Below are 12293 nucleotides of genomic sequence, written 5' to 3' on the forward strand. Positions count from 1 at the left end.
CAAGCCCCCTCCCACATTGTTTTGTGTTTGCTCAATCAGACGGTTTTAGCCATCCGAGCGGCCAGCAGTGCCCAGCCGAACAGCATCAGGCACACGATGATCAGCGGCCACGAGCGCCATTGCAGGTAAGGCGTCAGATTGTGCATCGGCACCACGTCGCCATAGAGAATGCCGCGCTCGAACTGCGGGATCTGCGCGGTGATCTGCCCAAAGGGGTTGATCAGGCCGGTCACGCCGTTGTTGGTGGCGCGGATCATCCAGCGTCCGGCTTCAAGCGCACGCATCTGCGCCATCTGCAGATGCTGCAGCGGGCCGATCGAGCGGCCGAACCAGGTATCGTTGCTGATCGTCAGCAACAGGTCGCTCTGGGCCGACAGGCCGGCAGCGAACTCCGGGTACACCACTTCATAACAGATGAACGGCGCAATCTGATAACCCTTGGCCTGGAGCATGGGCTGGTCGGAAGGGCCGCGGGCGAAGTCCGACATCGGCAAATCGAAGAAGGCGATCAGCCCGCGCAGCATGTCCTGCAGCGGCACGTACTCACCGAACGGCACCAGCTTCTGCTTGAGGTAGGTGCCTTCACCTTCGCCGACCACGGTGATGCCATTGAAGTAGCGCTTCTCGTGGCGCACTTCCTCGCGAATCGGTACCCCGGTGATCAGTGCGGTATTACGCTCGGCGGCGAACTTGCCCATCATGCCCAGGTAACCTTCGACCGACTCCTTGAGTACCGGTACGGCGGTTTCCGGCCACACCAGCAGGTCGACGCGTTTGGAACTCAAACTCATGTCGCGGTACAGCGCCAGTTGCGCGTTGAGCTGCTCGGGGTCCCACTTCATGCTTTGTTCGACGTTGCCCTGGATCGCGGCCACGCTCAGGGGCGGGCCGGAGGGCGAGGTCCAGGCATGGTGCTTGAGCGCCAGGCCGATGGCCCACGGTGCGACGAGCAGCACCAGGCCGGCCGCGATAAAGCTGTTGCGCCGGCTCGCCAGCAGGCGCGGCAGGTTGCACAGCAGGGCGGCGGTCAACGCCAGCGCGAACGAAATCAGCCACATCCCGCCCAAGGGCGCGAGGCCGGTCAGCGGGCCGTCGAGTTGACTGTAGCCCGAATACAGCCACGGAAAACCGGTGAGGAACCAGCCGCGAAAAGCTTCCTGGCCGACCCACAATGCCGCGAACGTCAGCGCATCGGCCAATGGCGCTTCATTGCGGCGCAGCCAGCGCGCCCACAGCCAGGCGGGCAGGGCGAAGAACCAGGCGATGGCGGCGGTGAACAGCAGCATCAGGAACCCCGCCAGCAGCACCGAAGCGCCGCCGAAGTGGTGGATGCTGTAGTAGATCCAGCTGGTGCCGGCGCCAAACAGGCCGAAACCGAAACACCAGCCGCGGCCCAGGGCCTGGCGGGGTGTGAGTTCACGCAGGCCGATATAGAACAGACCGGCCGCCACCAGCGCCAGCGGCCAGATATCGAACGGCGCCAGCGCCAGGGTAGTGATGGCGCCGGCCACCACGGCCAGCAGGTTACCGGGCCAGCCGGGTGCGATCAGACGGCGCATTTCAGTCCTTAACCCTCAACGGGCGATAGGGGTCAAACGGATCAGGTGGATACGACGGCTGTCCGCGTTGAGGATGCGGAACCGATACGCGCCGATCTCGGTGGTTTCGTTACGCTTGGGCAGGTGCCCGAACGCACTCATCACCAGGCCGCCGACGGTGTCGAATTCATCGTCGGAAAACTCGCTGTCGAAGAACTCGTTGAAGTTCTCGATGGGCGTCAAGGCCTTGATCAGGAAGTCACCGCTGGGCAGTGGCTTGATGTAGCTGTCTTCTTCAACGTCGTGCTCGTCTTCGATGTCGCCGACGATCTGCTCCAGTACGTCTTCGATGGTCACCAGGCCAGCCACGCCGCCGTATTCGTCGATCACAATGGCCATGTGATTGTGGTTGGCGCGAAATTCACGCAGCAGCACGTTCAGGCGCTTGGATTCAGGCACGAAGGTGGCCGGGCGCAGCAGGTCCTTGATGTTGAAGTTGTCGCCGTTCTCCTTGAGGATCAGCGGCAACAGGTCCTTGGCCAGCAGGACGCCCATGACGTCGTCATGGCTTTCGCCGATCACCGGGTAGCGCGAGTGCGCCGAGTCGATCACGGCCGGGAGGAATTCCCGTGGGGTCTGGGTCGCCTTGATGCTGATCATCTGCGAGCGCGGCACCATGATGTCGCGTACTTGCAGGTCAGCCACCTGGATGGCGCCTTCGACAATGGCCAGCGCTTCGCTGTCCAGCAACTTGTTCTGGTGGGCCTCGCGCAGCAGCTCCAGCAGCTCCTGGCGGTTTTTCGGCTCGTGGGCAAAAGCCTGGGTCAGTTTACCCAGCCATGACTTTTGCCCGTTGCTCGATCGGTCTTCGCTCATAGCGATTACTCTAAATCCTTTGATATGACAGTTGAGTGTTGATCAGTTTTCGTCGTCTGCGTAGGGGTCGCGATGCCCCAGTTCAGCAAGCAACGTTCGTTCCAGTGCTTCCATTTCCTCGGCTTCGTCATCGTCTATATGGTCGTAACCCAAGAGATGCAAGCAGCCGTGGATGACTAGATGGGCCCAGTGGGCCTCAAGTTCCTTGCCTTGTTCGCGCGCTTCGCGTTCCACCACTTCGACGCAGATCACCAGATCGCCCAGCAGCGGGATATCCAGTAATTCGTCGGGTACGTCGGCGGGGAAAGACAACACGTTGGTCGCGTAGTCTTTCTGGCGCCAGGTGTGGTTCAGCTCGCGGCCTTCGGGCTCATCCACCAGACGAATGGTCAGTTCCGAGTCGGCAGTGCGCTGGCGCAGGGCCAGGGCGCACCACTGACGAAACTGTGCTTCGCCGGGGGCGGGCGCCTCGGTGGCCCGCTGCAGGTCAAGCTCAAGCATCGCGGCGCGTGTCCTGGGCCGGTGCGTCGTCCTTGTGGTCGAAACGCTCATAGGCTTCTACGATGCGTTGCACCAGCGGATGACGGACCACGTCCTTGGGCATGAAGTGCGTGAAGCTGATACCCGGTACATCCTTGAGCACCTCGATCACCTGCGCCAGCCCGGACTTGGTGCCTTTAGGCAGGTCGACCTGGGTGACGTCACCGGTAATCACGGCCGTGGAGCCGAAACCGATACGGGTGAGGAACATCTTCATCTGCTCGACCGTGGTGTTCTGGCTTTCGTCGAGGATGATGAAGCTGTTGTTCAAGGTGCGACCGCGCATGTAGGCCAGCGGGGCGATTTCGATCACCTGGCGCTCGATCAGCTTGGCGACGTATTCAAAGCCGAGCATCTCGTACAGCGCGTCGTAGAGCGGGCGCAGGTACGGGTCGATCTTCTGGGCCAGGTCGCCGGGCAGGAAGCCGAGTTTTTCACCCGCCTCGACCGCCGGGCGCACCAGCAGAATGCGGCGAACCTGTTCGCGCTCCAGGGCATCCACCGCACAGGCTACGGCCAGGTAGGTCTTGCCGGTACCGGCCGGGCCGATGCCGAAGTTGATGTCGTTGCCGAGGATTTCCTTGACGTACTTCTGCTGATTCAAGCCGCGCGGGCGAATCATGCCTTTTTTGGTACGCAGGGCCACGCTGGCTTCGGCCACGGGATTGTTGGCCAGGTCTTCCACGGCGGATTCCTGCAGGTACAGGTGCACCGTTTCCGGTGACAGCTCACTGCCCTTGGTTTCGCGGTAGAGGCGCCGCAGCAGGTTTTCCGCAGACGTGGTGTGTTGGGGTTCACCAATAAGCTCGAACTGATTGCCGCGGTTGCGGATCTCGATGCTCAGGCGTTGTTCGATCAGGCGCAGGTGCTCGTCGAACTGTCCGCACAGGTTGGCGAAACGGCGAGCCTCAAACGGCTCGAGGAGAAAACGATGGGGTTCTACTGTAGGTGCGTTCAAGGTCGCTTTTAGCCGCCCTTTGGCTGTTGAGGTGAAACAGAGAATAACGCCAGTGGCGCGGGTACGAAAGCACTTACGTCATCGGAATGTTGCATGGATCCAATGTGGGAGGGGGCTTGCCCCGATAGCGCAGTGTCAGCCAGCACATTTGGTACTCAGACACCGCAATCGGGGGCAAGCCCCCTCCCACATTAGTTCTGCCCTTGCCTGGGCAGCCGGGGGTTGTCAGTTGATCAACGAACCGCGCAGCGAGTGCGGTTGCGCCGCATCGATGTGTACGTCGGCAAACTGGCCGATCAGGGTCGGGTTGTCGCAGCGGAAGTTGACGATGCGGTTGTTCTCGGTGCGGCCCTGCAATTCGCCGGGGTCCTTCTTCGAGTAGTCGGTGACCAGGATGCGCTGGATCGAACCGACCATTTGTCGGCTGATCTCGAAACCCTGCTGATTCAGGCGATGTTGCAGCGCATTCAAGCGTTCTTTTTTCAACGCTTCCGGGGTTTCGTCCGGCAGGTCGGCCGCTGGGGTGCCCGGGCGCTGGCTGTAGACGAACGAGTAGGAGAAGTCGAAACCGACGTCCTCGATCAGCTTCATGGTCTGCTCGAAGTCTTTCTCGGTTTCGCCGGGGAAACCGACGATAAAGTCCGAGCTGATGCAGATGCCCGGCACTGCGGCGCGCAATTTACGCAGCTTGGATTTGTACTCCAGGGCCGTGTGGTTGCGTTTCATGGCCGACAGGATGCGGTCCGAGCCCGACTGCACGGGCAGGTGCAGGTGTTTGACCAGCTCCGGCACGTCGGCGTGGGCCTGGATCAGGCTGTCGGAAAATTCCAGCGGGTGCGACGTGGTGTAGCGGATGCGCTCGATGCCATCGACGGCGGCGACTACGCGGATCAACTCCGCGAGGTCAGCCAGGCGCCCATCGTCGGTCTGGCCACGGTAACCGTTGACGTTCTGGCCCAGCAGGGTGACTTCACGCACGCCGTTTTCGGCCAGGTGGATGATTTCCGACAGCACATCGTCAAACGGCCGGCTGACTTCTTCGCCACGGGTGTAGGGAACTACACAGAAGGTGCAGTACTTGCTGCAGCCTTCCATCACCGACACATAGGCACTCGGCCCGTCGATGCGCGGCTCGGGCAAATGGTCGAATTTTTCGATTTCAGGGAACGACACGTCCACTTGCGGCAGCTTGGTGATGCGCGCGGCGTCGATCATTTCCGGCAGGCGGTGCAGGGTTTGCGGGCCGAAGACCACGTCGACATAGGGCGCGCGGTCGCGGATCGCGGCGCCTTCCTGGCTGGCCACGCAACCGCCGACGGCGATCACCATGTCCGGGTTGGCCAGCTTCAATTCGCGCCAGCGGCCCAGCTGCGAGTACACACGGTCCTGGGCCCGCTCGCGGATCGAGCAGGTATTGAGCAGGATCACGTCGGCATCTTCGGCGCGGGCGGTGACTTCCAGGGCCTGGTGTTCGCCCAGCAGATCGACCATGCGCGAGCTGTCGTACTCGTTCATCTGGCAACCGTGGGTTTCGATGTAAAGCTTCTTGGCCATGGGGATCGTCAACTGGTGGTAAAGAACCGCGCATTATAGGGGGCATGCCCACTGGTTCCTAGCGCTGTGCATCGGGTGCCATGCTATAGTTCGCGCCCTCTTTTATATCCGCGATGTGTTGCTCGCCCGCCATGACCAAACGTGAAGCTCCAATCTACAAGGTGATTTTCCTCAACCAGGGCCAGGTGTTCGAAATGTACGCCAAGCAGATCTATCAAAGTGATCTGTGGGGCTTCCTGGAGGTGGAAGAGTTCGTCTTTGGCGAGCGTACCCAATTGGTCGTCGACCCGGGCGAAGAAAAGCTCAAGGCCCAGTTTGAAGGCGTGGTGCGCAGCTTTGTGCCGATGCATTCGATCGTGCGCATCGATGAAGTCGAGCGCCTGGGCACGCCGAAGATCAGCGAGGCGCGGGGCGTGAGCAATGTCATGCCGTTCCCGATGCCGATGCCGGAGAAGTGACCCTCAATTAATTTGTAGGGCGTTTCCGAAATTGCCCTCTCATGGATAGACTTTTTGCTTGAAAGATAGCAAGTTTCGCTTATTCGGAGAGGGCGCCATGAATCTATTGATAATAAGAAAATCTTCAAATAAGCCTCGAAGTTTCCCCGTTTCAATTCCCTTGATTCACGCCATTCATTAGCACCGAGTTTTATCACGCCGTCATTAACGAACTTATTTGTTCGGGAGTAGCCCTGTGCGCGATCCTCGCTATGACATTCTGTTTGAGCCGGTACAAATAGGCCCGGTTCGCACCCGTAATCGCTTTTATCAAGTTCCCCACTGCAATGGCATGGGCCATGTGCACCCGTCGGCCATGGCTCGCATGCGCGGGATTAAGGCCGAGGGCGGCTGGGGGGTGGTGTGCACCGAAGAGTGTGAAATCAGCCCGCTGAGCGAGTTCTCGCCTTATATCGAGGCGCGCTTATGGGATGAACGCGACATCCCGGCCCTGGCGAAAATGTGTGAGGCGGTGCACCAGCACGGTTCGTTGGCCGGCGTCGAGCTGGCGTTCAACGGTTACTCCGCGCCTAACCGCTACAGCCGCGAAATTCCCTGGGCGCCGTCCAATACGCCAGTGCGCAGTTATGACCCGGTGCAGGCCCGGGCCATGAGCCGTGCCGATATCCAGCAGTTGCGCGCCTTGCACCGGGCGGCGGCCCTGCGCGCACGGGAGGCCGGCTTTGACATCATTTATGTGTATGCCGGGCACGACCTGAGCGTCCCGTTCCATTTCCTCACGCCGCGTAACAACCGGCGCACGGATGAGTACGGCGGAGTGCTGGAAAATCGCGTGCGACTGCTGCGCGAACTGATCGAGGACACCCGCGATGCAGTGGGCGACCGCTGTGCCGTGGCGGTCCGCCTGGCGGTGGATGAGCAGATGGCCGGCGGCCTCAGCCGCGAGGGCGAAGGGGCCGAGGTGTTCTCGATGCTGGCGGACCTGCCGGACCTGTGGGACATCAATGTCGCCGACTGGTCCAACGACAGCGTGACCGCGCGCTTTGCCGGCGAAGGCTACCAGGAGGCTTTCCTGTTGGGGCTCAAGGCGCTGACCCGCAAGCCGGTGGTCGGCGTCGGGCGCTTCACTTCGCCGGATACCATGGTGTCCCTGATACGCCGTGGCGTGCTCGACCTGATTGGAGCGGCGCGCCCTTCGATTGCCGATCCGTTCCTGCCGAAGAAGATTGAAACAGGGCGCGCCGAGGAAATTCGCGAATGTATCGGCTGCAATGTGTGCGTCAGCGGCGACCACACCAGTACGCCGTTGCGCTGCACGCAGAACCCGACCATGGGCGAGGAGTGGCGGCGTGGCTGGCATCCCGAATCGGTCGAGCGTGCGCACCGGCCCGGCAGGGCGCTGGTGGTCGGCGCCGGGCCCGCAGGGCTTGAGTGCGCGCGGATACTCGGCACACGCGGGATGGACGTGGCGCTGGTCGACAGCCTGCGCAACCTGGGCGGACGGGTAGCGCTGGAAGCCCGGCTGCCTGGGTTGGCGAGTTGGGCGCGGGTCGTCGATTATCGACTGGACGCCTTGAGCCGCCTGCCCTCGGTGGAGATTTATCGGGAAAGTCAGCTGCAGGCCGAGGATGTGCTGGATTTCGCCGCCGAGCACGTATTTATCGCCACCGGCTCACATTGGCGACGGGACGGCCTGGGGCGCGCCCTGCGCCAGGCATTACCGGGCCTTGAGTGCCTGCCAGTGCTGACGCCGGACGAGGTGCTGGCGGGTGTGCTGCCGGCTTCGCCGGTGCTGCTGTTCGATGATGACCACTACTACATGGGCAGCGTGCTGGCCGAGCACCTGGTGGCGCGAGGCGTGGAGGTGATCTTCGTCACCCCGGCGGCGGATGTGGCGGCCTGGACGCACAACACCCTCGAGCAGCATCGCATTCAGCGTCGTCTGTTGGAGTTGAGTGTCACCATCATCCCGTCCCATACGCTGGTCCGGGCGATGCCGGAGGGGGTGATGGCAGGGTGTGTCTACACCGAGCGCACACGGTTCATCGGCGCCGCATCCCTGCTGCTGGTGACCTCCCGAGCGCCTGAACAGGCGTTGTATCAGGCATTGAATAACACCCCTGAACGGTTGCAGGCGGCGGGTATCGGCACGCTGGCGCTGGTCGGCGATTGCGTGGCGCCCGGCACGATTGCCGCAGCGGTGTATTCAGGGCATCGAAGCGCCCGCGAGTTCGACGCGCCGGCTGGGTCGTTAGTGGTTAAGCGAGAAATTCCATTTATTGAGGTGCAGTAAGTTCAGCTGTTTCATCTATAACAAGGAATACAATAATGAAAAAAATACTCCTGCTGTTAATCACCACGTTTTTATTCAATACATCGCTTCTGGCCAAAGACTATGAAGTGATTCGTTTCGCTGCCGATCCCAACTACGCGCCCTTTGCTTATAAAGGCAGTACGGGAACGCTGACCGGCTTTGAAATTGATATCGGTCATGCTATCTGCGCGCAGTTGAATGTGCGCTGCCAATGGGTTGAAAGCGACTTCGACGCAATGATCCCCAGCCTGAACGCCGGCAAGATTGACGCAATCCTGGCTTCAATGACCATCACGGCGGCGCGGCAAAAGGTTATCGATTTTTCCTCGGAAGTCTTTTCCAGTCCTACCGCCATGGTGTTCCGTCCTGGTACCGAGCTTTCCACAGGTACGGCTGTCGGCTATCTGCAGGGCAGTACCCAGGAAGTGTATGCCCTTAAGGTGCTCGCCGGCCAAGGCATCAAAGTGGTGGCTTACGCCGATCAGGAGCAGGTGTATGCCGACCTGCAGACAGGCCGTTTGCAGGCTTCGCTGCAAGATGCGCAGCAAGCGCAAAGCGGGTTCTTGCGTTCGCCCCAGGGCGCCGGGTTCGTGCTGGGGCCGATCATCGAGAGCGAGCTGATGCCGTCCAAGAGCGGCATTGGCATCGCCAAGGGCAACCATAAACTCAAGGTGCTGCTGGATGAGGCGCTGGCGGCCCTCCACGCCGATGGCACTTACGCCCGCCTGCAGGAGCAGTATTTTCCCGGCGTGAACATGTTCAGCGGTCAATAACCGCCCTCCAGGCCAACGAGGGCAAAAACATGCTACCGACCTTCTCCCAATTCGTCGCGACCCTGGGCGCATTTGCGCCGATGCTACTGCACGGCGTGTGGATCACTCTGCAACTGGCGCTGTTGTCGTTGCTGCTGGGGCTTGTCCTCGGCCTGCTCGGTGCCGGCGCCAAGCTGTCCGGCGTGCGCACGTGGCGTTTGTGCGCGCAGCTCTACACCACGTTGATACGCGGTGTACCGGACCTGTTGCTGATGCTGTTGATTTTTTACGGGCTGCAAACCGGCTTGAGCCGTCTGACCGCCGGGCTGGGCTGGGCGTACATCGACATTGACCCTTTCGGCGCGGGCGTGCTGACGCTGGGGTTTATCTACGGCGCCTATTTCACCGAAACCTTCCGCGGTGCCTTGCTGGCTGTACCGCGCGGCCAGTTCCAGGCGGCCAAGGCCCTTGGTTTGACCTTCCGCCAGAGCTTCGTGCATGTGATCTTCCCGCAAATGATGCGGTTCGCCTTGCCGGGGTTGGGCAATAACTGGATGGTCCTGCTCAAGGCCACCGCGCTGGTGTCGATCATCGGCTTGGCGGACCTGGTAAAAGTCGCCCAGGTGGCGGGCAAAAGCAGCCAGCAGTTACTGGCCTTCCTGCTGCTGGCGGCGCTGGTGTACCTGCTGCTCAGCAGTGTTTCAAACCTGGTATTGGGTTGGCTGGAACGTCGTTACGCCGGTGGCGTGCAGGAGCCGTCACGATGATGGAGCTCATCCAGGAGTACTGGCGACCGTTGATTTATTCCGACGGCTACCAGATCACCGGCCTGGCCATGACCCTGTGGCTGACCAGCGCGTCGTTAGGCCTGGGCCTGCTGCTGGCGTTGCCGTTGTCCATCGCCAGGACATCCGCCCACCGCTGGCTGCGCTGGCCGGTGCAAGGCTATACCTACCTGTTTCGTGGCACGCCGCTGTACATCCAGTTGCTGATCTTCTACACCGGTATCTACAGCCTGGCCGCCGTGCGCGAACAGCCGTTGCTCGATGCGTTTTTCCGTGAAGCACTCAACTGCACCCTGCTCGCATTCGCGCTGAATACCGCCGCCTACACCACAGAGATTCTGGCGGGCGCCATTCGCGCAATGCCTCGCGGGGAAATCGAGGCCGCGCGGTCCCTGGGTTTTGACGGTTGGAAACTGTACGTGCACCTGATCATGCCTTCGGCCCTGCGCCGATCATTGCCGTACTACAGCAATGAAGTGATTTTCATGCTGCATTCCACCACTCTGGCGTTCACGGCCACGGTGCCGGACATCCTCAAGGTGGCGCGGGATGCTAATGCCGCCACCTTTCTTACCTTCCAATCCTTCGGCCTGGCCGCCGTCCTTTACCTGAGCATTACGTTTGCCCTGGTCGGCCTGTTTCGCCTGGCTGAACGGCGTTGGCTAAGTTTTCTCGATGCGGGCCGATAGGGGGCGTCATGCACACTCAAAATCACAGGTTGTTGAGCGCTGTACCCGGCACGGCACGGCAGATCCATAGTTTCCATTACGGCCCAGCCGATGCGCCGGGCAAGGTGTATATCCAGGCCTCCCTGCATGCCGATGAACTGCCGGGGATGCTGGTGTGCTGGCATCTGAAACAGCGGCTGGCGCATCTGGACGCGGCCGGGGCGCTGCGCTGGGAGGTGGTGCTGGTGCCGGTGGCCAATCCGCTGGGGCTGGAACAGGTGTTGATGGACGTGCCGCAGGGGCGCTTCGATAACGACAGTCGAGAGAACTTCAATCGCTTCTTTATCGATGTCAGCCGGCAGGTCGCGGATCAGGTGCAGGACGCGCTGACCGCAGACCCTGCGCATAATCTGCAATTGATCCGTTCGACCCTGCGGCAAACCCTTGCCGACGAGGTGCCTGCGACGCAACTGCAGTCAATGCGCTTGATCCTGCAAGCGTTGGCGTGTGATGCCGATGTGGTGCTGGACCTGCACTGTGATTTCGAGGCCGTACAGCATCTGTACCTGGCGCCGCACGCCTGGCCGCAGGTGGAGCCGCTGGCGCGGTACCTCGGCGCCCGAGCCTGCTTTATGAGCGAAGACGCGGGCGGGCACTCGTTCGACGATTGCTACACCCTGTTCTGGGCGCAGATGCAGGCGCGGTTCCCGGGACGATTGGCGCCGCCGGGATTTGCCGCGACCGTGGAGCTGCGCGGTGTGGCCGATGTAAATCATGGGCTGGCCCGCCAGGACTGTCAGGCATTGATCAACTACCTGACGCTGCGCGGCGCCATTGATGGCCAGGCGCCCCCACTGCCGGCGCTGCTTAACCCGCCCACACCCTTGGCCGGGGTTGAGCCGGTGGTGAGTCCGGTGGGAGGCTTGATCGTATTTGCCGCTCAGGTCGGCGACTACCTGAAAGCAGGACAGGCGCTGGCGCACATCATCGATCCGGTCACTGATCGCGTAACCCCGGTGGCGTGTGCACGTGAAGGGCTGTTGTATGTGCGCTCAGTGCGCCGAATGGCGAGCGCCGGTATGACCATCGCCCATGTGGCGGGGCCTGCGGCGTATCGGCAGGGCTATCTGTTATCGCCGTGATCAGGGCAGGGGGGAGAAGGGTGAGCGCCCATCGGCACTCTGCAGTTCCTGCAGGTAGTTGCGGAAGATCTGCCCCAGCACCTGGGTGGCCACTTCCAGTTCATCGCGCTGCATGTGCTCGGCGACTTCGTCGGCGGTGTCCAAGGCGTCTTCGGCGCCATTGACCGCCGCCATTTTCAGCACGATATAGGCCTGGACGTTATTGGCCGGCACACCTTCGCCACGGAAGAACATGTTGCCGAGCTGGAATTGCGCCTGTGCATGGCCTTGCAGCGAAGCTTTTTCGAAGTAGCTCAACGCTTTGTTGAGATCGACGGCCGGGTTCTTACTGTCGTGGAAGTATTCGCCCAACTCGTATTGCGCTTGCGCATCCCCTTCGTCAGCCTGTTTCTGGCACGCGCTCAGGGCTTCGGCCTGGGTGTCGGGCTGGGTATTAAGGGTGCAACGACCCATCGCTGGAATTAACAACGAGTTGCCGCCTGCTTGTGCATGCGCCAGCAGCGGCTGAAGGAGCAACAGGCAGCCCAGAACCAGGGTGCGGCCGGTGCGTTTCATGGGAATCGACTTACCTCTGACGGGGCGCGCGGACCCTCGGGGAGTCCAATAAGCGCGCATTATGAAATAAGCAGGCCTCTGCTTACAAAGTCTTTACTCGTTTTTCTGCTGCTTGGGCAAGTTATCTGCCGGATTGCAGGGCAATTCTCGAAA

Annotated in this window: 12 protein-coding genes; 6 read left to right on the top strand and 6 right to left on the bottom strand. The window is 61.3% G+C overall.

Annotated features, from left to right (window positions below; all coding sequences use genetic code 11):
* Positions 1 to 35: 35 nt before the first annotated feature.
* The 5 genes from lnt to miaB form a co-directional block, all read right to left on the bottom strand.
* A complete protein-coding gene (gene lnt / locus BFP89_RS18475) occupies positions 36 to 1559 on the bottom strand; it encodes an apolipoprotein N-acyltransferase (RefSeq protein WP_065886852.1) in 1524 nt (507 codons plus the stop codon).
* A 15-nt stretch (positions 1560 to 1574) separates the two neighbouring features.
* Positions 1575 to 2414 carry an HlyC/CorC family transporter gene (locus BFP89_RS18480; RefSeq protein ID WP_065886853.1) on the bottom strand — a complete coding sequence of 280 codons (840 nt, stop codon included), beginning with the start codon at positions 2412 to 2414 and terminating at the stop codon, positions 1575 to 1577.
* Between the two features lie 42 nt (positions 2415 to 2456).
* Positions 2457 to 2915: an rRNA maturation RNase YbeY gene (ybeY, locus tag BFP89_RS18485; RefSeq protein WP_065886854.1), complete on the bottom strand. Its 459-nt coding sequence runs from the start codon at positions 2913 to 2915 to the stop codon at positions 2457 to 2459.
* The gene (locus BFP89_RS18490; protein ID WP_065886855.1) at positions 2908 to 3912 is read right to left on the bottom strand and encodes a PhoH family protein; all 1005 of its coding nucleotides are present in this window, start codon (positions 3910 to 3912) and stop codon (positions 2908 to 2910) included. Before BFP89_RS18490 ends, ybeY begins: the two co-directional genes overlap by 8 nt.
* A 225-nt stretch (positions 3913 to 4137) precedes the next feature.
* The gene (gene miaB, locus BFP89_RS18495) at positions 4138 to 5466 is read right to left on the bottom strand and encodes a tRNA (N6-isopentenyl adenosine(37)-C2)-methylthiotransferase MiaB (RefSeq protein WP_065886856.1); all 1329 of its coding nucleotides are present in this window, start codon (positions 5464 to 5466) and stop codon (positions 4138 to 4140) included.
* Between the two features lie 131 nt (positions 5467 to 5597).
* Here miaB and BFP89_RS18500 point away from each other — a divergent pair, with 131 nt between their 5' ends.
* The 6 genes from BFP89_RS18500 (at position 5598) to BFP89_RS18525 (ending at position 11585) form a co-directional block, all read left to right on the top strand.
* Complete coding sequence (locus tag BFP89_RS18500; protein ID WP_003236992.1) at positions 5598 to 5924, top strand: DUF1820 family protein; 327 nt, start codon at positions 5598 to 5600, stop codon at positions 5922 to 5924.
* Positions 5925 to 6159: 235 nt separating this feature from the next.
* Positions 6160 to 8217: an oxidoreductase gene (locus BFP89_RS18505; RefSeq protein ID WP_065886857.1), complete on the top strand. Its 2058-nt coding sequence runs from the start codon at positions 6160 to 6162 to the stop codon at positions 8215 to 8217.
* Between the two features lie 35 nt (positions 8218 to 8252).
* On the top strand, positions 8253 to 9011 hold the full coding sequence (locus BFP89_RS18510; protein WP_065886858.1) for a transporter substrate-binding domain-containing protein: 759 nt from the start codon (positions 8253 to 8255) through the stop codon (positions 9009 to 9011).
* 29 nt (positions 9012 to 9040) lie between these two features.
* Positions 9041 to 9757 (top strand): ABC transporter permease, encoded by a 717-nt coding sequence (locus tag BFP89_RS18515; protein ID WP_065886859.1) that lies wholly within the window; start codon positions 9041 to 9043, stop codon positions 9755 to 9757.
* Entirely contained in the window at positions 9754 to 10464 is a 711-nt protein-coding gene (gene hisM, locus BFP89_RS18520; protein WP_065886860.1) for a histidine ABC transporter permease HisM, read from the top strand. Before BFP89_RS18515 ends, hisM begins: the two co-directional genes overlap by 4 nt.
* Positions 10465 to 10472: 8 nt before the next feature.
* Positions 10473 to 11585, top strand: coding sequence for a succinylglutamate desuccinylase/aspartoacylase family protein (locus BFP89_RS18525; RefSeq protein ID WP_065886861.1), 1113 nt, complete (start codon positions 10473 to 10475; stop codon positions 11583 to 11585).
* Here the strand turns inward: BFP89_RS18525 and BFP89_RS18530 are convergent, their stop codons facing one another.
* Positions 11586 to 12140, bottom strand: a complete 555-nt coding sequence (locus tag BFP89_RS18530; RefSeq protein ID WP_065886862.1) for a tetratricopeptide repeat protein — start codon at positions 12138 to 12140, stop codon at positions 11586 to 11588.
* Between the last annotated feature and the right edge of the window lie 153 nt (positions 12141 to 12293).

The sequence above is a fragment of the Pseudomonas sp. 31 R 17 genome, assembly GCF_900004915.1.
GTDB classification, from domain to species: domain Bacteria; phylum Pseudomonadota; class Gammaproteobacteria; order Pseudomonadales; family Pseudomonadaceae; genus Aquipseudomonas; species Aquipseudomonas orientalis_A.